At 37.0% G+C, this 20,442-nt stretch carries 19 protein-coding genes and 5 tRNA genes; 12 read left to right on the forward strand and 12 right to left on the reverse strand.

Annotated elements, in window-relative coordinates; all coding sequences use genetic code 11:
• Window positions 1-107 precede the first annotated feature (107 nt).
• From U9K52_RS06070 to U9K52_RS06085, 4 genes are all read left to right on the forward strand, one after another.
• Window positions 108-689, forward strand: a complete 582-nt coding sequence (locus U9K52_RS06070; RefSeq protein ID WP_123851084.1) for an adenylate kinase — start codon at window positions 108-110, stop codon at window positions 687-689.
• A gap of 80 nt (window positions 690-769) precedes the next feature.
• Window positions 770-1,753 (forward strand): GTPase ObgE, encoded by a 984-nt coding sequence (gene obgE, locus U9K52_RS06075; protein WP_248394419.1) that lies wholly within the window; start codon window positions 770-772, stop codon window positions 1,751-1,753.
• Window positions 1,754-1,977: 224 nt separating this feature from the next.
• A complete protein-coding gene (locus U9K52_RS06080) occupies window positions 1,978-2,466 on the forward strand; it encodes a DUF6438 domain-containing protein (protein WP_248394420.1) in 489 nt (162 codons plus the stop codon).
• A gap of 90 nt (window positions 2,467-2,556) precedes the next feature.
• On the forward strand, window positions 2,557-3,867 hold the full coding sequence (locus U9K52_RS06085; protein WP_322925656.1) for a DEAD/DEAH box helicase: 1,311 nt from the start codon (window positions 2,557-2,559) through the stop codon (window positions 3,865-3,867).
• A gap of 46 nt (window positions 3,868-3,913) precedes the next feature.
• On the opposite strand, the gene U9K52_RS06090 is transcribed toward U9K52_RS06085, so the two are convergent.
• The 7 genes from U9K52_RS06090 to U9K52_RS06120 form a co-directional block, all read right to left on the reverse strand.
• The gene (locus U9K52_RS06090) at window positions 3,914-4,681 is read right to left on the reverse strand and encodes a TatD family hydrolase (RefSeq protein ID WP_322925657.1); all 768 of its coding nucleotides are present in this window, start codon (window positions 4,679-4,681) and stop codon (window positions 3,914-3,916) included.
• Between the two features lie 6 nt (window positions 4,682-4,687).
• Complete coding sequence (locus U9K52_RS06095) at window positions 4,688-5,209, reverse strand: DUF4269 domain-containing protein (RefSeq protein WP_263602519.1); 522 nt, start codon at window positions 5,207-5,209, stop codon at window positions 4,688-4,690.
• Window positions 5,202-6,161, reverse strand: coding sequence for a GSCFA domain-containing protein (locus U9K52_RS06100; protein ID WP_263602518.1), 960 nt, complete (start codon window positions 6,159-6,161; stop codon window positions 5,202-5,204). The genes U9K52_RS06095 and U9K52_RS06100 overlap by 8 nt, the downstream gene beginning before the upstream one ends.
• Window positions 6,162-6,235: 74 nt before the next feature.
• A complete protein-coding gene (locus U9K52_RS06105) occupies window positions 6,236-7,207 on the reverse strand; it encodes a polyprenyl synthetase family protein (RefSeq protein ID WP_248394426.1) in 972 nt (323 codons plus the stop codon).
• Between the two features lie 499 nt (window positions 7,208-7,706).
• Window positions 7,707-8,849, reverse strand: coding sequence for an inorganic phosphate transporter (locus U9K52_RS06110; protein WP_248394427.1), 1,143 nt, complete (start codon window positions 8,847-8,849; stop codon window positions 7,707-7,709).
• A 20-nt stretch (window positions 8,850-8,869) separates the two neighbouring features.
• On the reverse strand, window positions 8,870-9,508 hold the full coding sequence (locus U9K52_RS06115; RefSeq protein ID WP_072884742.1) for a DUF47 domain-containing protein: 639 nt from the start codon (window positions 9,506-9,508) through the stop codon (window positions 8,870-8,872).
• A 151-nt stretch (window positions 9,509-9,659) separates the two neighbouring features.
• Window positions 9,660-11,348: a DEAD/DEAH box helicase gene (locus U9K52_RS06120; RefSeq protein WP_248394428.1), complete on the reverse strand. Its 1,689-nt coding sequence runs from the start codon at window positions 11,346-11,348 to the stop codon at window positions 9,660-9,662.
• Between the two features lie 240 nt (window positions 11,349-11,588).
• Between U9K52_RS06120 and U9K52_RS06125 the strand changes: the two genes are divergently transcribed.
• The 3 genes from U9K52_RS06125 (at window position 11,589) to U9K52_RS06135 (ending at window position 14,630) form a co-directional block, all read left to right on the forward strand.
• Window positions 11,589-12,254, forward strand: a complete 666-nt coding sequence (locus U9K52_RS06125) for a DUF2461 domain-containing protein (RefSeq protein ID WP_322925658.1) — start codon at window positions 11,589-11,591, stop codon at window positions 12,252-12,254.
• Between the two features lie 100 nt (window positions 12,255-12,354).
• Window positions 12,355-13,149: an FkbM family methyltransferase gene (locus U9K52_RS06130; protein WP_248394431.1), complete on the forward strand. Its 795-nt coding sequence runs from the start codon at window positions 12,355-12,357 to the stop codon at window positions 13,147-13,149.
• Between the two features lie 2 nt (window positions 13,150-13,151).
• Window positions 13,152-14,630, forward strand: a complete 1,479-nt coding sequence (locus tag U9K52_RS06135; protein ID WP_248394433.1) for a lipopolysaccharide biosynthesis protein — start codon at window positions 13,152-13,154, stop codon at window positions 14,628-14,630.
• Here U9K52_RS06135 and U9K52_RS06140 read toward each other — a convergent pair.
• From U9K52_RS06140 to U9K52_RS06155, 4 genes are all read right to left on the reverse strand, one after another.
• On the reverse strand, window positions 14,623-15,690 hold the full coding sequence (locus tag U9K52_RS06140) for a hypothetical protein (RefSeq protein WP_322925659.1): 1,068 nt from the start codon (window positions 15,688-15,690) through the stop codon (window positions 14,623-14,625). The two genes, U9K52_RS06135 and U9K52_RS06140, sit on opposite strands and share 8 nt — an antisense overlap.
• Window positions 15,691-15,758: 68 nt before the next feature.
• A complete protein-coding gene (locus U9K52_RS06145) occupies window positions 15,759-16,613 on the reverse strand; it encodes a glycosyltransferase family 2 protein (RefSeq protein ID WP_322925660.1) in 855 nt (284 codons plus the stop codon).
• 90 nt (window positions 16,614-16,703) lie between these two features.
• Entirely contained in the window at window positions 16,704-18,104 is a 1,401-nt protein-coding gene (aspA, locus tag U9K52_RS06150; protein ID WP_248394438.1) for an aspartate ammonia-lyase, read from the reverse strand.
• Between the two features lie 98 nt (window positions 18,105-18,202).
• A complete protein-coding gene (locus tag U9K52_RS06155; protein WP_322925661.1) occupies window positions 18,203-19,228 on the reverse strand; it encodes an N-acetylmuramoyl-L-alanine amidase in 1,026 nt (341 codons plus the stop codon).
• Between the two features lie 137 nt (window positions 19,229-19,365).
• Here U9K52_RS06155 and U9K52_RS06160 point away from each other — a divergent pair.
• From U9K52_RS06160 to U9K52_RS06170, 3 genes are all read left to right on the forward strand, one after another.
• Window positions 19,366-19,450 (forward strand) — tRNA-Ser (locus tag U9K52_RS06160).
• 19 nt (window positions 19,451-19,469) lie between these two features.
• Window positions 19,470-19,544, forward strand: a tRNA-Pro gene (locus U9K52_RS06165).
• Window positions 19,545-19,590: 46 nt separating this feature from the next.
• Window positions 19,591-19,664, forward strand: a tRNA-Arg gene (locus U9K52_RS06170).
• A 61-nt stretch (window positions 19,665-19,725) separates the two neighbouring features.
• Here U9K52_RS06170 and U9K52_RS06175 read toward each other — a convergent pair.
• A complete protein-coding gene (locus U9K52_RS06175; protein WP_322925662.1) occupies window positions 19,726-20,094 on the reverse strand; it encodes a hypothetical protein in 369 nt (122 codons plus the stop codon).
• A gap of 151 nt (window positions 20,095-20,245) precedes the next feature.
• Between U9K52_RS06175 and U9K52_RS06180 the strand changes: the two genes are divergently transcribed.
• Both U9K52_RS06180 and U9K52_RS06185 read left to right on the forward strand, forming a co-directional pair.
• A tRNA-Pro gene (locus tag U9K52_RS06180) sits at window positions 20,246-20,320 on the forward strand.
• A gap of 17 nt (window positions 20,321-20,337) precedes the next feature.
• Window positions 20,338-20,411: transfer RNA gene (locus tag U9K52_RS06185), tRNA-Arg, on the forward strand.
• Window positions 20,412-20,442 lie beyond the last annotated feature (31 nt).

Here is a 20,442-nt window from a genome sequence, read left to right on the forward strand (position 1 = left end):
TTTTGGCTATTAGCTTTTAAAAATTATATCTAAATAAAAAGTAATTATTAATTTAAAAATGCTAAGAGCAAGAAGCCAACGCCAATTGCCAACAGCGAAACCACATTATGATAAACATTGTTCTGTTCGGCCCTCCGGGAAGTGGAAAAGGAACTCAGGCTCAGAACCTGATTAAGAAATTCAATTTAAAACAGATCTCAACAGGTGACCTTTTCAGATTCAATATGAAAAATGATACCGAGCTTGGAAAACTAGCAAAATCTTATATTGACAAAGGAGAGCTGGTTCCGGATCAGGTAACAACAGATATGCTGATTGACGAGATCAGAAAACCTACCGATGCGGCAGGATTCATTTTCGACGGATATCCGAGAACTGCCGTGCAGACGGAAGCCCTGGAAAAAATTGTAAAAGAAGAATTAAACGATGAGATCGATGTTTGTCTTTCATTGGTAGTTGAAGATAAAATTTTGGTTGAAAGACTTTTGAAGAGAGGTGAAATCAGCGGAAGATCAGACGATAGCAATGTAGAAATCATCGAAAACAGAATAAAAGAATACTACGCAAAAACAGCAGAAGTTGCCGAACTGTACAAGCAGCAGGGCAAATATGTGGAGATCAACGGTGTCGGAGATATCGACGAGATTTCTGAGAAACTTTTTGCTGAAGTAGAAAAGGTTCAAAAATAAAAATTTTTGATTCAAGGTTCAAAGTTCCAAATTCAAGGTTAAAACTTTGAACCTTCAACATAAAACCTTGAATTAAAATTATGTCAAATTTTGTAGATTACGTAAAGATTCATTGTAAAAGCGGCCACGGAGGTGCAGGTTCTGCCCATCTTCGCCGTGAGAAATATATTCCAAAAGGTGGACCGGACGGTGGTGACGGTGGTCGCGGAGGCCACGTTATCATGAAAGGAAATGCCAACGAATGGACTTTACTGCCTCTTCGATACACCCGTCACGTAAAAGCAGAACGCGGTGAAAACGGAGGAAAAAATCAACTTACAGGTGCTTACGGAGCCGACGTATACATCGAAGTTCCCATCGGGACGATTGCGAAGAATGAAGACGGTGAAATCATCGGGGAAATTCTGGAAGACGGACAGGAAATCATCCTGATGGAAGGAGGAATGGGCGGAAAAGGAAACGAGCATTTCAAATCATCCACCAACCAGACACCAAGATTTGCTCAACCGGGAATGGACGGCCAGGAAGGCTATGTAACTTTTGAGCTTAAAATTCTTGCCGATGTAGGGCTTGTAGGATTCCCGAATGCCGGAAAATCTACTCTTTTGGCTTCTGTTTCTGCAGCCAAACCAAAAATTGCAGATTATGCCTTCACAACCCTGACTCCTAATCTGGGAATTGTAGATTACAGAAATTACAAGTCTTTTGTAATGGCGGATATTCCGGGGATTATTGAAGGCGCTGCGGAAGGTAAAGGTTTGGGACACCGATTTTTAAGACATATCGAGAGAAATTCAATCTTATTATTTTTAATTCCTGCCGACTCTGAGGATCATTTTCAGGAGTTTAAAATATTGGAAAATGAATTAAAGGAATATAATCCCGAACTGCTGGATAAAGATTTTATTGTTTCTATTTCAAAGTCAGACCTTCTGGATGATGAGCTGAAAAAGGAAATCTCGGCAGAATTCCCCGAAAACAAACAGCCATTATTTTTCTCCGGTGTTACGGGAGAAGGCCTTACAGAGCTGAAAGATGCGATCTGGAAACAGCTTCATGGATAATAAATTTCTTAATACTTCATCGGTATTTTTCAGAATAAAAGAACCTTGGGAATTAACCCGAGGTTCAGCTTTTTAGAATATAAGTGCCAATTAAATCTTATTCGATGGGTTATATTTAAATAAATTTAATTCTGAATATTTTTCTTTGTTAAATTTATGTTATCGCCTTTCAATACTTGTTTTTCGGAATAATTATTGAATAATTCAATCCAAATTTTAAAATTATGAAATATATATTCGGCCTTTTTGCTTTTATCGTTTTATTTTCATGCAATTCCCAGAAAATGAATTCAAAATATTCTACTATTGAATATGAAGCAACGCCCTGCTTTGGGTTTTGCCCGGTTTTTAAGATGACCATCAATGCCGACCGAACGGCTGTTTTTGAAGCGGAACATTTTAATTTCAGCGACAGGCCTTCAAAAGATGAATTCTCGAAACCGCGCGAAGGAACATTCAAAGGAACGATTAAACAGGAAGATTACAATAAGCTTATCTCTATGCTTGACGGACTGGATGTAAAAAACCTGAATGATAATTATGGTGAAAAGAATGTAACTGATCTTCCCTCTTCCCATCTGAGAATAAAATTTGCGGACGGAACTTCAAAACATGTGGAAGATTATGGTAAACACGGAAGTGAAAAACTATCTGAACTGTACAAATTTTTTGAGGATCTGAGAAAGAACCAACAGTGGACGAAAGTGAATTAATACCATTAAAAATATTTAAACTACCTTTGCAAAATATAATTCCTTCAAAATGAAGGAATTTTTATTGTAATTATAAAAAAAACAATTCATTTGAATTTTACAGATCTAAATTTAATAGAACCTATTGCCAAAGCAATTCAGGAACAAGGATATACCAACCCTACCCCAATCCAGGAAAAATCGATTCCGGAAATTACGAAAGGAAGGGATTTTTTAGGATGCGCACAGACAGGAACAGGAAAAACGGCTGCTTTTGCCATTCCTATTCTTCAGAATCTTTCTCAAAATAAATTTCCAAATAAACATATCAAGGCTTTAATTTTAACGCCCACAAGAGAGCTGGCTATCCAGATTGAAGAAAACATCAAGGCTTACGGAAAATATTTACCGCTGAAGCATCTTGTTATTTTCGGAGGTGTAAAACAAGGAAACCAGGAAACTGCTCTGAAAAAAGGAGTTGACATTCTTGTTGCTACTCCGGGAAGATTGCTGGACTTTATTGCCCAGGGAATCATCAGCTTAAAAAACCTTGAAATCTTTGTATTGGACGAAGCCGACAGAATGCTGGACATGGGCTTTGTACACGATGTAAAAAGAATTATTAAACTATTACCACAAAAAAGGCAAACCTTATTTTTCTCCGCCACCATGCCTGCAGAGATACAGAAACTGGCAGATTCTATCCTGAACAATCCTGTAAAAGTGGAGGTAACGCCTGTTTCATCAACTGCAGATACCATAAAGCAGTCGGTTTATTTTGTGGAAAAGGACAATAAGCTGAATCTTTTAACGCATATTCTGAAGAATGATATTTCCGATTCTGTTCTTGTTTTTTCGAGAACAAAACACGGGGCCGATAAAATTGCAAGAAAACTTCAGAAAGATCAGATCACGACAGAAGCAATTCATGGTAATAAGTCGCAGAATGCACGTCAGAATGCATTAAATAATTTTAAATCCGGTAAAACAAGGGTTTTAGTGGCGACTGATATTGCGGCGAGGGGAATTGATATTGATGAACTTAAATTTGTGATTAATTTCGAGCTTTCCGATGTTTCTGAAACGTATGTTCACCGAATCGGAAGAACGGGAAGAGCGGGCGCAGAAGGAACTTCCATATCTTTTGTAGACGGCCTGGATTTATTAAACCTGAAAAACACAGAAAAGCTGATCGGAAAGAAGATCCCTGTCATCAAAGACCATCCTTTTCATACCGATGATCTTGTGGTCCAAAAGAGGGATTCTAACAACAAACCTTTTAACCCCGGTTCACACAAGCCAAAACCTGCAAGATCCGGCAGCGGTGCTCCAAGGTCGAAAAACAGGAATAAACCCGATTCTGCAGCTGCTCCTACGGGATTTAAAAAGCCAAAAAATAAGAATTTTACAAGGAAAAAATAATAAAAAAGCCTTCCGGAGTGGAAGGCTTTTTTATAGCTTGCTGATATTAAACTTGTTTAAATAATATCTTTGCATTCTCCGTCGTAATCCTGTCAATCTCCGAAAAATCAGATTTATAAATATCCACCAGTTTTCCGGCGACAAGGTCAAGATACGAACTTTCATTTCGTTTCCCACGGTGCGGAACGGGTGCAAGGTAGGGAGAATCTGTTTCAAGAACGATTTTATCTAAAGGAATTTCATTCAGGAACTGATCTATTTTTCCGTTTTTAAAGGTCACTACTCCACCAATTCCCAAGATAAAATTCAGATCTATGGCATGCTTTGCCTGCTCCAGGTTTCCTGAAAAACAATGGAAAATCCCCCTCAGTTTCGGGTGTTTTTTTCTTTCCAGAACTTCAAATGTTTCATCAAAGCTTTCGCGTGTATGAATTACGATCGGCAGATCTTTTTCGATGGCCCAGTCAATCTGCTGTTCAAAAGCTTTAATTTGAATATCGAGCGTTGTTTTATCCCAGTACAGATCAATGCCAATTTCTCCGATAGCGGGAAAATTTCTTTTATCCAGGTAATTTTTAACGATTTCCAATTCTTTTTCCCAGGTTTCAGGTTTCACATAACATGGATGGAGGCCCATCATGGAAAAAATGCGGTTCGGATATTCTGCTTCCAGCTGAAGCATTTTTTCGTGCGATTCTGAGTCGATGGCAGGAAGATAGAATTCGGTTATTCCTTTATCTAGTGCTCTTTGAATTGTTTCTTTTCTGTCGTCATCAAATTCTTCTGCGTATAAATGGGTATGGGTATCAATCATTTTTCTTTATAATTTTAACAGGTCCTCATAAGGATTTTCAAGTCCCAGAAGCATCCCAAAAGCCGGTTCCGTCTTCATTCCCTGCTGTTTTAACTGTATTATTTTTTGTTTAAAATCTTCTCCTTTTTCCTGAAGTATTTTGTATTCCGCAATCATATGCCGGTAAGCATTCTGCATTGTTGAAGGTTTATTCTGTCCGAAAATTTCGATAGGAAATTCTTCCAATCCAAAATTAACAGTAATACATTTTTCACCATTAAGAACAGGATATTCCACCTTAATTTCTGCATCGTGAGGAATACAGCTCAATACATCATTCAAAAAATTTTCTTCAAATTTAAGATCAACTTTACAGATTATATCAAGATCACTACCTTCAATATCAATTTCAATAGGAATTGTTCCGGCTAAAATTGGGGAATATGCTTTTAATTTCTCAAAGAAGCAATGTTTTGAAAGAAGCTGATAGGCTTTTTGCTGTCTTTCATTTCCTGATTTCAGATATTCAATTGTGGTAAAATCAGACATCTGAAAAGATTTTATGTTTTACTTTTTGTCGTTGTACTTCAATTTTTTGATTTAATTTTTCTTTAAATTCGATATATTTAGGATCTTTTTCGTCGCCGGTTCTGTGTTCCAGTGCTTTATTGATCTTAAAATTTTCTTTGATAAATTCTTTGGTTTCATCAGTAAAATAAGCATTCCCGAATTTCTCAAAGATATAATTTACCGCCTGAGTATTCGGATGTATCATGTCTTCTTTGTAAAAACGGTAATCCCTCAAATCGTCCATCAGGATTTCATAGACCGGAAGGTAATGGCAGTTTTCAAACTGTTGAATGGCCTCATGAACAGCCGTAATCAGTTTTGATTTACTCAGTTGATTTTCAATCATTCCGTCTTTTGTATGCCGAACGGGTGACACTGTAAAAAGGATCTGAACGTCATCCTTACAAATATCATTGAGATTTAATATCGTGTTATAAATGGCATCTGTAATTTCGTGATGGCTCAGCAATTTTTTTTCGAAGAATTTCTGCGGAATTTTGTGACAGTTGGCGACCAGTTTCTGTTTGGGAAGAAATTCGTAGATGAAAGACGTTCCGTAGGTAATGATTACCCAATCGGTTTCCTGAAGAAAAGAATTTCCTTCTTCTAGTTTAGCATTAATTTTATTTAATGTCTGATGGATATATCTTGTATCAAAACCGGTATGGTGATCAAGAGAAATAAATTCGTCATTAAACGTGATTAATTCTTCCTCATGATAAAACTCCGCATCGTGAAGCCTTTTTACCGAATTGCTGATTGAAAAGGGGTTAAAAACAGTTCCGAAAGGATTATTCAGTGCCTGAAGCTGCCCCTGGGAAAACAGATCCGACATTTCAGAAGCAAAGCAAGAACCGATTGAAAATATTCTATCTTCAAGCGTGATCTTATTCTTCGATTCTATGATATCAACTTCTGTCCTGAACTTCATTGCATTCGAAATTTGGAAATTTGAAAATGAAACAATTTAGAATTTTAAAATTATCTCATTTTCAAATTAGCACATTAACTTTCTCTTCTTAATAAGTAATTGGCCAATTCTGCGAATGGCTTTTTCTTTTCATCCGGAATATCAATTTTCTGGAGATAGCTCTGTCCGATTTCGTTGTGCTTTTCGATCAGTCGTAACGCTTTTTCGTCTACTTTTGTTCTTCTGAAAATTTTCTCTACTCCGTAGACTTTATCGATATTGTCCGTTTTTTTAGAATACCAGTAATCCAGTTCTTTTCTTTCTTCTTCTGTTGCGTGCTCTCTTGCCATCAGATAAAGAACCGTCTTTTTATTTTCGTAAATATCTCCGGCATGTTTTTTTCCGAATTGTGCCTGGTCTCCGAATACATCGAGATAATCATCCATGATCTGAAAGGCAATCCCGATATGTTTTCCGAAATTGAAAATTGCTTTGGCATCTTTAAAGTTGGCCTTGGCAATCAATGCTCCGATCTCAAAAGAAGAAGCACTCAAAACACCGGTTTTATAGGTAATCATTCTGATATAGTCATCAAAAGTTACATTTTCCTGGGTTTCAAAATTAATATCATATTGCTGACCTTCACACAAAAGCAGCCCTGTATGTGTGAATATTCTGATACATGCTTTGAATGTTTCAGGCTCCAGGTCTTCAAAGAATTTGTAGGCTTTTAACATGAGTCCGTCTCCTGAAAGAATACCTACATTGATTCCGTGTAATGTGTGAATCGTTGGTTTATTTCTTCTTAGCGGGGCTTCGTCCATGATATCATCATGAATCAAGGTGAAATTATGGAAAAATTCAATGGCAAGAGCAGGTTTGATTGCTTCAGTCAGATTACCGCCAAAAAGGTCGCAAGCCATAAGAACCATAATCGGGCGGAGTCTTTTCCCGCCATGTGAAATGATATAGTTCATCGGTTCGTACAACTCCGTCGGCTTGTCCTTAAAAGTATATTTGGCGATAGCATCTGCAACAATCTGCTGGTATTTGTCTAAAAATTCCATAAATTCTAATAGTTTGAACAAAAATACAATTTTTCCGGGGCTTTTTAAAGTAAAAATCCTTACTGTTTACTGGTGAAGATTTAATTTTCCGGAATAATAACCCTGTCTGCCTGATTCCTGATATTTAAATAAGAGTCTGCGGCCTAGCCCTGATTGAAGCATCTGTCTGAGCTCATTTTCATGTTTCGGCGGCGCGGCTTCGCCGCACCGCCGAAACATGAAAATAGCGAGTGCGGAAAGCAGGAAAAAGCTTCCAATAAAATATATATATTGCTTTTCGATGTAATCAAATTGCTCCTTAAAAAATATTAATTACAATTCGACGAAGTCAAAAAGCTTCCAATAAAATATACATATTGCTTTTCGATGCGATCAAATTGCTCCAAATGATAAAATAGTATATAGTTTTTCGATGCAATAACTCCGAATGTTTAGTCCACTATACATAAAAAACTTTGCCCGTATGAGCAAAGTTTTTTGTAATATATAAAATTGTTTTTTATGACAAGAAAGTAACCACAAGATACATAATTCCCGCAACAATTGCAGAGATTGGGATGGTAAGAACCCATGCCCAAAGAAGGCTTACGGTGATCCCCCAGCGTACGGCAGACACTCTTTTTGTAAGACCAACTCCGATGATGGACCCTGTTATGGTGTGTGTTGTAGAAACAGGAATTCCGAAGTGATCCGTAATAAACAGAGTAATCGCACCAGCAGTTTCTGCGCTCACCCCTTCAAGGGAAGTTACTTTTGTAATTTTGGTTCCCATTGTTTTGATGATCTTCCAGCCTCCACTCATGGTTCCCAAACCAATTGCCAAGAATGACACCAACGGAACCCAGATATAATGTTCAGCGAAATAATCAAAACGTCCGGCAGCAGGAATAGCGAGATAGACAGGATCCTGAAGCATCTCCACATGATAGTAAATCAATGCCGCTCCGATGATTCCCATTACTTTCTGCGCATCATTCAGGCCATGGCCTAAGCTGAAAAGTGCTGAAGAAGCCAGCTGTAATCTTTTGAACGACTGATCTGCTTTATGCGGATTTGATTTTTTATAAAGATGAACGATAATTAAAGTAATAATGATAGAGATAATCATCCCGATAATCGGAGCCATGAAAATGAACAGGAAAATAGGGATTACCTTATCAAATTTCACAACACTCTGCTGCGTTACCTGGCTTGCCGCTTCTTTAATGGTATCCCACATCCCCAATTCCGGATGAGCTGCGACAACACTATGATAATCCATCATGAAAGCATGCATTAAGGCTGCCCCCAGAAATCCTCCGATCAGTGTGTGAGAAGAAGAAGATGGGATCCCGAACCACCATGTAAGGAGATTCCATGCGATGGCGGCTACAAGCCCGGAAAATATTACTTCGAGGGTGATAAAATTTTCATTAACAGTTTTGGCAATCGTGTTACCGATTTTAAATTCGCCAATAATATAAGCAGCGATAAAGAACGCCGCGAAATTCCAAAGAGCTGCCCAAAGTACAGCCTGGAAAGGTGTTAAAACTTTTGTAGAAACAATAGTCGCGATTGAGTTGGCTGCATCATGAAAACCATTAATGTAATCGAAAATCAGAGCCAAAGCAATAATAACTATAAGTAAAATCGGAAATTCCATTGTTTAATTATAATTATTAATTAAGCGTATTTAATCATGATGTTCTCAATGGTATTGGCAACATCTTCTGCTTTGTCGGTCACGACTTCAAGATAATTAAGTACAGATGAAACTTTGATGATGTTAATGGCATCATTCGTTTCGAATAATTCCACCATTGAATTGGAAAGAAGATCGTCTGCTATATTTTCAATAGAGTTCACTTTAATACAAGCTTCTTTTACCTGTTCCATATTTTTGAAGCCTTTAAGATTCTTCATAGCATTCTGGATTTCAAGACATGCTTTGTGAATCAATAATGAGAAATCGGAATATGCCTTCATCTCAGGAGATTTATACAGGAAAATGTACTTTGTTGAGGCATAAATATAATCTGCAATATCATCCAGCCCTGTTGCAAGGGTATGAATATCTTCTCTGTCGAAAGGTGTAATGAAGTTTTTTCCCAGTTCTACAAAGATCTCATGAGTAAGTTCATCATTTTTATGTTCGAAGTCGCTCATTTTTTTCAGCATGGAATCATCATTAAGATCAAAATCTTTAATTCCTGCATTGAATTCCTCAGACATTGCTACAAGGTTTTCAGTTACTTTTTCGAACAGTACGAAGAAGATTTTATCTTTTGGTTGAAAAGCGTGGAAAATATTACCAATTCCCATTTTTAAGTATTTATAATTCGTGTGCAAATTTCTTAAAAAACGCCCTTACCTGAAACAATACAACATTAAGTTTTGTTAACATTGCATTACAGATTGATTATCAAATAAAAAAACCGGCCATGCAGCCGGTTTTCAGTATGTTTTAAGGAGTTTAGTTAGCTACTTCAGCCCTCATTTCCTTTCCTTTGAATTTCATGGATCCGATGTTGCTCAAAACATTGTCTTTGAATGATTTTTCAACTTCGAAGAATGAGAATTTCTCAAGAATTTCGATATCCCCGATTTCAGCTCTTTTCTTGCTTTTTCCGGAAGTCGCTTTGTTGATAATATCCAATACATCCAATTTCTTCAGCTGATCTTTTTTACCCAGATTAAAGAAGAATCTTACCATATCTTCATTTTTTCTTCTTGGCTTTCCGCTACGCTCGCTTCTTTCGCCTCTGTCACGATCTCTTCCTCTGTCTCTGTCGCGGTCTCTTCTGTCTCTTCTGGAACCTCCGTCATCATCTCTGCTGCTCAGTTTCTGATCAATAAGATCATGTCTGTCTTTATAATACATTGCAAGATCTTTCAGCTGAAACTGAAGGAGTTTGTGAGCAAGCTCTTCTTTTGTGAATGCCGATAAATCGGGAATCAGGGAGTCATCAAATTCAAAGAAATCTTCGTGAATTTCAAAAAGACTTTCAAAAACGCCTCCCACCTGAGCCTTGATAATATCTTCTCCGGTAGGAATTTTACCTTCTTGCATTTCAATTTTAGTCACCGATTTAATCTGCTTCAGCTTTCTGCTTTCTTCAGGCTTGATCAGGGCAATAGAAATACCGTCTTTTCCTGCTCTACCCGTTCTTCCGCTTCGGTGAACGAAAACTTCAGGATCATCCGGAAGAGAATAATGGATAACGTGAGTCAGGGAATTTACATCTAATCCTCTTGCGGCAACGTCTGTAGCCACAAGAATATCGATATTTTTAAGCCTGAATTTCTTCATTACCGTATCTCTCTGTGCCTGCGAAAGATCACCGTGAAGCGCATCTGCGGCGTATCCGTTCTGCATAAGGAAATCTGCAACCTCCTGGGTTTCCATTCTCGTTCTGCAGAAAATAATAGAATACTGATTCGGATTGGAATCGATAAGACGCTTTAAAGCTTCTTTTTTCTGGCGATAACCGATCACATAATATTCATGCTTGATGTTTTTCTTAACCTCATTGATAGAACCTACAGAAATTCTGTGCGGTTTTGTGAGGTAGCTTTTAGAAATTCTTTCCACTTCCTTGCTCATTGTTGCAGAGAAAAGGAAAGTTTGTTTCGTCTCAGGAGTTTCACTCAGGATTGTTTCCAACTCATCTTTGAAACCCATTGAAAGCATCTCATCTGCTTCATCCAGCACAAGCCAGTGAATCGCAGAAAAATCCAGTGCTTTTCTGTTAATAAGGTCAATTACTCTTCCCGGAGTTCCCACAATAATCTGCGGTTTGTCCTTAAGAGACCTGATCTGATCCATAATACTGCTTCCACCATAAACGGCTGTCGTTTTGATGTCTTTCATGTATTTGGAGTAGTTTTTAATGTCTTTCGTAATCTGAAGACATAATTCCCGTGTCGGACAAAGGACCAATAATTGGATTTTGCGACTCGTATCGTCAATCATATCCAAAATCGGAAGCGAAAACGCTGCTGTTTTGCCTGTCCCTGTCTGCGCAAGTGCGATCAAGTCGCGAATATCTGAAAGAATAAAAGGGATAGTCTGTTTTTGGATTTCTGTCGGGCTTTCGTAACCCAGTTCGCCAATAGCCTTAAGAATATCAGGACTTAAATTGGTTTCCGTAAATAAATTCATTAAATATTTTAAAATTTTTGCAAAGATACAATTATTATTTGAATTACATTTTAACTATTATTACAGAAACAATAATTTAATATTTAAAAGTGATAATGCTTTTATAATTTCCGCAGAAAAACTGCCATATTTTTAATTTTAATTTAAATACCATTTATGATATGGACTCTGTCGTAGGCAGGAAAAATGTATTTCCTGTATTGGCCGAATTTGATTAATTTTGGTTGAAAATAAAAAAATATGCCAGCAGCAGTTTCACCAAAAGTTTTTGATTTTTTAAGACAACTTGCCGAAAATAACAACCGTGAATGGTTTACAGAGAATAAAAATCTCTATACCGAATCTCAGGAAAATATTGTAGCATTTCTTGAAGACCTGATTGCAGAGATGTCTGAATTTGATTCTGAGTTGGGAAAAATTGATGCTAAAAAATCCCTGTTCAGAATTTACAGGGACACCCGTTTTTCAAAAGATAAAACACCTTATAAAACCAACATCGGCGCATCGCTTGGAATGGGGAAAGGCAGCCAGAAAGGCGGATATTATCTGCACCTGGAGCCGGGAAAATCTTTTATTGCCGGAGGAATCTACATGCCGGAATCTTCAGTTCTGAAAACCTTGAGAAAAGAAATTTCACTGTATGGGAAGGAATTTTTAAACATTTTAAACAATAAAGAATTTAAAAAATATTTTCCGGAGCTGGATCAGGATGATAAACTGAAAAAAGTGCCGCAGGGATTTGAAAAAGAAGATCCTATGGCTGAGTACCTGAAACTGAAAAGCTTCATTGTAGTGTATAATCTTTCGGATAAGGAAATTTCGGATAAAAGTGCTTCAAAAACCCTGGCAAAAATCTTTAAAGTGATGAAGCCCCTGAATGATTTTCTGAATGCACCCTTTTTATAGTTTTAAATTATATTCGTTGATAGCCAGAGACTTATAATTTGACTGTTTTAACATTAATTTAACATTTTTGCGTATATTTGCTCGTGTCAAAAGCAAAAGCATGTCTATATACCAAAGAATTGCTGAAAATCTGCAATATATAAGTCCCGGTTTTTACAAGAAAAGATTTTTTAAAAATTTAAACAATCTCAGTAAAGATAATTTCTCTGCAAGAAACGTAGAACCCGAATTGGTATGGATTAAAGAATTTCTCCCTAAAAAAGCCGTTATTTTTGATATAGGTGCCAATGTAGGCACATTTTTATACCAGCTGGAAAATAAGCTGGATCATGAACAGATCTATGCTTTTGAACCCAATAAAAAATTGTACAGAAGGCTTAAAAGACTATTTCCGCAAATGCGCATTTTTCCGTTGGCTCTTTCGGATGAAAACACGACAGCCGAATTTAAAGTACCCATAATCAACGGTAAAACAATTGCTTCCAGGGGAACCCTAAACACCTCTTACAAAGAAAAAGGTGAGGAAAGAAGCTATACCGAAAAGGTAAAGGTTATACGTCTTGATGACTGGGCTGCCATTGAAAGTATTCACAGGCTGGATTTTATCAAAATAGATGTTGAGGGGAATGAAATGAAAACACTTTATGGAGCCCGTGAAGTAATCTGTAAGTTTTTGCCGGTACTGATGGTGGAAATGGAGCAAAGACACCATGACCTCCCGATCTGGAAAGAAATCTCTGAAGTAGAATCCTGGGGTTATGATGCCCATTATCTTAACAGAAATACTTTCGGGCTGGAAAAATTATCGGAAGACATTCTACTGAAAAATATAAGCGACGAAAAAAATAAAAAAGAATACATCAACAACATTATCTTTATTCCTAAAAGTCAATAAAAATGAGTGTAGTTGCGAGACAAGGGTTTAAGTATTCTATTATTGGCTATGTAGGTTTTCTCCTGGGTACCGTTTCCGCGATTTTCATTTTCCCAAATGATTTTGAATTTTACGGAAAACTGAGATACAGCATGCAGACCGCAGAGATGCTGGTTCCTTTCGTAGTTTTCGGGATTTCATATGCGAATGTGAAATTTTTTCACAGCGTGCAGCAAGACGGAAAAAACCAGAATATGCTTTCCCTGTCACTGCTTATCATCTTCATCAATTTCCTGATTTTCTGCGGAGTATTTTTTATACTTCCCTATTTTTATCCTCAGTTTTTAAAGACTCAGGCGTGGAACATCAAAGGAATTATTCTTCCTTTGATTTTGGTTTTGTCGCTGTGTGCCCTATTCAATAAATACACATCCAACTATAAAAGAATTGTTGTTTCCAATATTTTTGACAATCTTTTTCCTAAAATTGCCAACCTCGGTGCATTCTGTCTTTTTTTTTACTTTGCATTTTCGCAGAAGACGGCATTGGCATTTTTCTTCGGAATTTTTGCGCTGATGCTGTTCGGTTATATTTACTATACGAATAAGCTGGATAAAATCAACTTCGACTTCAGTACCGATTATTTTAAAAAAGACGGGTTCTGGAAGGAGTTTATGAATTATAGTTTTTTCGGTTTTCTGGGGACTTTCGGGAATTATCTTGCGATCAACAGCTTTATGATCGGCGAATACATGGGAATGGAGGAAAACGGGATTTATTCTACATTGTATGCATTGATTTCCCTCATTTCGATTCCGCAGCTGGGATTATTTAATATTTCAGCCCCGATAATCAGTAAAAATCTTGCAGACGGGGATATGGAAGGACTGGATAAGTTTCATAAGAAAACTTCGCTCACCCTCTATTTTTTAGGTGCCGTTTTATTTTCCTGCATTATGGTAGGATTCCCTTATCTGACTTATTTTATGCCTAAAAACGGGGTTTTGCTGAGAGAATACGAACCGGTAGTCTGGATCTGGGGATCAGCAGTGTTAATTGACCTTGCCACAGGTTTTAACGGAAATATTATTTCACTTTCAAAATACTACAAATTCAATATTCTCGTAATGCTGCTGCTTGCAGGCCTCACTATTTTCCTGAATTTATATTTCCTGAAAAATACGGATTTGAAACTGATCGGTATTGCGTTATCAACAGCCATCTCGCTGATTACCTACAATGTGGTGAAGATCGTATTTAATTATTTTGTATTTAAAGTTTCCCCGCTTACTATTGAAATGATTTTCGTCTCAATTATCTGCACACTGGCCATAACCGTGGCAATTGTCCTTCCGAATTTCAGCAACAATTTCATCAATCTGGTTTACAAACCTGCTGTGGTCCTGCTTTTGATTTTCATCGGAAATTATTTCACGAAGGTTTTCCCGATTGAAGATTATTTAAACAAAAACTTTATTAAAAGTATCTTTAAATTCAAGTAGCCATTAAACTGTTCAAAAGATTTTCGAGCTTTTGTCTGACTGCTTTTTTGTTGTATTCCTTCTGAAAATCGAATTTCAGATCTTTAAGCTCTTCAAACTGCTGGGTGAGATCAGATTGTTCCGGAAGAATAAAATCCAGCGACGATTGATAATTCTTTGGGAATACAGCAAGCTTCCCGAATTTTATGGAATCCCCAATATTTCCGGTCATCTTTGTTTTTCCATATATTTCTTTCTGGCTGAAAAACTCTGTTTCCTCCTGAATCGGACACCACAAAACATCTGCTTTCCGCATCCAATTCTCAAAATTTTCCGGCGGAACCCTCTCCGAAAAATAAGTAATGTTAACATGCTGTAAAGAATGTTGCAGATCAGTAAGCTGCTTCAGTTCGGCATGATCAGCCTTACCTAAAAAAACAAATTCTATCAGTATTTTCTTAAAATCGGGATGATGATATAAGTCTTCAATTTTTTTTATTTCTGAAAATACTTTTTTATAATCCCTTCTTTTTTGGGAAACACCACCCGGAATAACAACTGTAAGAATTTTATTCTGAATTCTTTCTGAATATTTTGTATAAAAAATAGGTAAAAAACTAAAGCATTCTGAAATCAATGCTTCATCCAGAACCAAAAGTTTTCTGGCTTTCCGGTAAATTTTTGAAGAACCCAGTAATCCTTCTTTCCATAAAAGTTTTAACCGGTAAATTCTATCTTTTTTGAATATACTTTTAAGAAGACTGAAATTTGAAGTCCTGATAAAGTTGATATTGTGAACAATAACTGCCGTATTATATTTTTCGGCAATCGTGAAAAATGTATTGAAATACCGATGAACAGTTCCGATAATAACAAGGTCATACTTTTTTAACGTCAACTGATCCAAGATCATGGAACTGTCTGAGAGAAATATGTTTTCCCCATTTTCAGCAATGTGATCTTTAACTTTTTTTGAAAAATAATAGTCCACTGAAAAAGAACCCGTCCCATTCATAATATCCATGAAAGACTGGGCAATTTCAGCGTGGGTATCAATTTCTATGTAAGCAATTCTTTTCAAGTTTTAAATTTAAACTAAGAGTATTTCTTGTTTATTTGTTAAAGGTAAAGATATTATGTGAATGCAAATTACATTTTCAGCCATTTTCTTTTAAGCATTTCCCAACGTTGCCGATTGATGATTTCCCGCTCATTCTCAGATATTTTTAATTCCAGTTTACGATTACGACAGTTTTCATAAGAGCCGATAATTTTAAAAAAGAAAGATATTGATCTGCTTTTCACCGCTTCTTTACAAGATGCCACATATGCCAAAAATCTGTTTAAGCCTAAAAAATAGAAATATTTACCGTAATATTCGGCTGGTTTAATGGTGTAATCTGCTCCTTTTACTTTAATTAAACGAACGTGCAGCTCCGGAATAACGACTTCTTTCCATCCTAGATTCTGAAGAAGGATTGCATCAATATTATCCCAACCTAAAGTTTCCCTGATGCCATTCATCTGTATAAAACTTTCTTTTCGGTAGGCTTTTACTGGTCCCCGTACATGATGTCTATTAGAATTTCCTTCATATACCCAATCTCCGTTTTTCTCAATATATAAAAGGCCACCAACAAGTCCGTAATCAGGATGTTTCTTAAACGTTGCTCCGATTTTTTCAAGGTAATTTTCAGGAAATATGACATCAGAATCAAATTTACAAATGACGTCAAAAGCATCTATGTCCTTAGTTTCAAGTCCTTTTTTAAAAGCATGAACCACCTTTGATCCGGGCTGATGTAAAGATTTCTGCAGATCCACGGTTTCAAACCTGACATCCAGATCAGTGTATTTCCTGATTACTTCCGCCGTATTATCCGTAGAACCGTCGTTTACGATTACTGTCTTAAAGTCCTTAAAGCTTTGCCGCTGTAAAGAATCCAGTGTGAAAGAAAGATTATTCTCTTCGTTATGCGCAGGAATTATAATTAAAAACCTCACGTTAATGTATAAATGATGAATGATAAGTGATAAAGAAACAATAAGACAGACTATCTTCAATACGCTTTATCACTTATCAATTGTTGTTTATTATTTGTTATGCGGCTTCAGCATGTTTCTCGGATCAAGGATTTCATCCAACTTTTCCTGGGAAAGAATACCTTTCTCCAATACGAGATTATAAACACTTTTTCCGGTTTCCAGCGCTTCTTTTGCAATTTCCGTAGAATGTTTATAGCCTATGTATGGATTCAGTGCGGTTACAATTCCGATGCTGTGTTTTACCATATTGAGGCACACTTCACGGTTTGCCGTAATTCCTACGACACATTTTTCACGAAGCGTATCCAAGGCATTGCAAAGAAAATGAATATTTTCCATAATAGCGTGTGAAAGTACCGGTTCCATTACATTAAGCTGTAGCTGTCCTGCTTCCGCAGCAAACGTTACGGTAAGATCATTTCCGAACACTTTAAAGCACACCTGATTGACAACTTCCGGAATTACCGGATTTACTTTGCCAGGCATAATAGAAGATCCGGGCTGCATCGGCGGGAGATTGATCTCGAAAAGTCCCGCCCTTGGTCCTGAAGAAAGCAGCCTCAAATCATTACAGATTTTTGAAAGCTTTACGGCAAGCCGCTTCATTGCAGACGAATAAATAACGTACGATCCTGTATCCGGTGTTGCTTCTACCAAATCGGGCGCTGAAACTACCGGGAAACCCGTAATTTGAGCGAGGTTTTTTGCACATAATGTGGCATAACCGACCGGAGCATTTAATCCTGTTCCGATAGCAGTAGCTCCCATATTCACCTCCACGAAAAGGTCGGCATTGTTATTTAATTTTGAAATATCTTCTTCCAGAGTTGCAGCGAATGCTTCAAATTCCTGTCCCAGTGTCATTGGAACAGCATCCTGAAGCTGTGTACGTCCCATTTTAATAACATCATGGAATTCTTTTCCTTTTTCCCTGAATGCCTCAACAATTTTTCCAAGCTTTTCAACAAGAATTGCATTCATCTGCAGCAACCCCATTTTGATAGCGGTTGGATAAGCATCGTTGGTTGACTGCGAAAGATTAACATGATCATTCGGCGAACAAAACTGATACTCTCCTTTATTTTTTCCTAATTTTTCTAAAACCCGGTTGGCAATAACTTCATTGGCGTTCATATTGATGGACGTGCCTGCCCCACCCTGGATCATATCCACAGGAAACTGTTCGTGGAGCTCCCCATTGATAATTTCATCACAAACTTCAGCGATACTGAAGTACAATTTTTCATCAAGAAGCCCAAGCTCATAATTCGTTTTTGCAGCTGCTTTCTTTACGTAAGCCAACCCTCTGATGAACTGAGGATAAGAAGACAGCAGCTGTCCTGAAATTTTAAAATTATTAATGGCTCTTTGCGTCTGTACTCCATAATAAGCATTGATCGGGACGTTTAATTCCCCCAATAGATCGCTTTCTTTTCTGAAATTTTCCATAATTTATAATTGATATAACAATTTATCAATGTAACAGTGTACCAATATAGTAATAGAATTTAGACATTGTTATTTTGATAAATTGCTACATTGTACATTTATTTTAACGGATATTTTAATACTAAAGCCTGTAATATTGCATATGTTTCAGGATCCATGATTCCGTCATAATTCTGCGGTCTGAAGTGATACTGGAAAGCTTCTATTGTTTTCTTGGTAGCATCATCCCATTTTCCGCTCAGATCCAGCGCGTACCCGAATTTCTGTAACTGTGTCTGAACATTAAAAATAAATGTTGAATCATTATATTTCGATGGGAAATCCGCAGAAACGGCAAGGTCATAGTAATTTTGTTTAGCAGCATCATCATACCACATCCCGATCTGATATTCATCATACAATCTTTTCCACGGAAACAAAGGTCCCGGGTCCTGTTTTCTTGTAGGTGCAATATCGGAGTGCGCAAGAATATTTGTTGCCGGAATCTGATATCGGGTTGCAATATCTTTTACCAAAGCGGCTACTTTTTTTATCTGTGCTTCATCAAAAGGAGCAAAAACTCTTTTTCCGGAAGCGTCAGTTATATATCCTGTATTTACGATTTCAATCCCGATTGAAGTATCGTTAAGGTTTTTATCCGTTCTCCATGCACTTATTCCCGCGTGATAAGCACGTTTATTTTCATCTACCAACTGGTAAATTTCATTATCTCCTGTATTGTTTACAAGATAATGTGCACTCACGGCCTGCTGTGTAAGGACAGTAATAGATTTATCATCCGGCAATGCCGTATAGTGAAGGATAAGATATCTTTGTCTGAAATTCTGTGCAATGGCCGGAAAATAGTCTTTTACCACTTTATAGCCGGCAGGTTTTGCAGAAACAATGGATCCGTAACTTGCGGTATTATCATTTTTTGTTGCATCGGCAATATTGGTTGTGAAAAAATCGACACCATGCTCTGTGGAAACCTTTGGTTTTGGCTTCTCATCCGTTGTTTTAGCAGTCGTTTTCGGCTGTACTGACGGGGTTTTCGGGATATATTGCCTTTTTTTTGCATTTCGTTGTGAAGTACAGGAAAAAACGGCAACGCTTAATCCGATGATATATAATGTTTTACGCATTTGTTTATTTTTTTTACCAGTTTATTACCTCAAAAATACGCAAATATTTCTTGAAAAATATTTGGTAAATAAAGAAATCTATTCTATATTTGCACTCGCAATAAAGGAACAACGATCATTAAAAAACGAAGATAACAGGAGGGTTGCCGGAGTGGTTAACGGAGCAGTTTGCTAAACTGTCGACGCGAAAGTGTCGCAAGGGTTCGAATCCCTTACCCTCCGCTTTTCTATATATCTTTTTCGGGGCGTAGCGTAGTCCGGTCATCGCGCCTGGTTTGGGACCAGGAGGTCGCAGGTTCGAATCCTGCCGCCCCGACTTTTTTAAATGCTTAAGGATCATTAAGCAAGAATCAACTTTTAATGGGTGCGTAGCTCAGCTGGATAGAGCATCTGCCTTCTAAGCAGACGGTCAAAGGTTCGAATCCTTTCGCGCTCACAGAACCTCATAGCTTTTGTTATGAGGTTTTTTGTTATATAAATCCTTGATCTTTATTTAATTAGTTGCAAGTTTGAAATCCTGTAATGCTGAATACTGATGTAACAAAATTATAATCTACATCTATTCTCAGGCATTTTTTTTCATTACTGATGTTAACAGCTTTATTCTGAAAGAAATATACATAATCTCTCCTTACCTCTAATTTGCAATTATGCATACCCATTTTAAGTAATTCATACTGCAGATTTTCGCCGATATTTTCAAGTCCGTGTGTATAAAAATTGATATTAGAATGATGTTCTAAATATTGCAAGTTTTCTGGTTCTATTTCCGAAAATGCAATGCTAAGCTTTTTCTCGATATAATAATTAAAAGCGACTGAAATTATTATTAATGAAAATAATAAAAGTAAAATTTTTCTGATCATAAGTTTTTATAAAACAATGATTATTAATCGGGTAAATTTAATTAAATATTATTGTTAAAAAATTATTAGTGTTTTATTTTTATAATTCAAAAAAAGTATCTATATTTGCACCCACAAAAAACAAGGTAATTCTTGTTAAAGATGACCTCTTCGGGGCGTAGCGTAGTCCGGTCATCGCGCCTGGTTTGGGACCAGGAGGTCGCAGGTTCGAATCCTGCCGCCCCGACTTAAATTTTATTTTTAGGGTGCGTAGCTCAGCTGGATAGAGCATCTGCCTTCTAAGCAGACGGTCAAAGGTTCGAATCCTTTCGCGCTCACACAAAAACCTCATAGCTTTTGTTATGAGGT

Origin of the sequence: Chryseobacterium sp. MHB01, from assembly GCF_034651565.1 — a bacterium.
Classification (GTDB): domain Bacteria; phylum Bacteroidota; class Bacteroidia; order Flavobacteriales; family Weeksellaceae; genus Chryseobacterium; species Chryseobacterium nepalense.